Source organism: Citrobacter sp. Cpo071 (assembly GCF_030332765.1).
GTDB lineage: Bacteria > Pseudomonadota > Gammaproteobacteria > Enterobacterales > Enterobacteriaceae > Citrobacter > Citrobacter portucalensis.
The window spans coordinates 1-249 of sequence record NZ_JAOWHE010000018.1; the positions used below are offsets into that span (position 1 = coordinate 1).

Sequence of the window (249 nt, forward strand, 5' to 3'; positions counted from 1 at the left end):
TAGTGGAAGCGTCTGGAAAGTCGCACGATACAGGGTGAAAGTCCCGTACACAAAAGTGCATGTGTTGTGAACTCGAAGAGTAGGGCGGGACACGTGGTATCCTGTCTGAATATGGGGGGACCATCCTCCAAGGCTAAATACTCCTGACTGACCGATAGTGAACCAGTACCGTGAGGGAAAGGCGAAAAGAACCCCGGCGAGGGGAGTGAAAAAGAACCTGAAACCGTGTACGTACAAGCAGTGGGAGCA

General features: G+C 52.2%; 1 rRNA gene. It reads left to right on the plus strand.

The annotated features are described in order from the left end of the window. Nucleotides 1-249: ribosomal RNA gene (locus OGY09_RS00260) — 23S ribosomal RNA — on the plus strand; the annotation flags it as partial.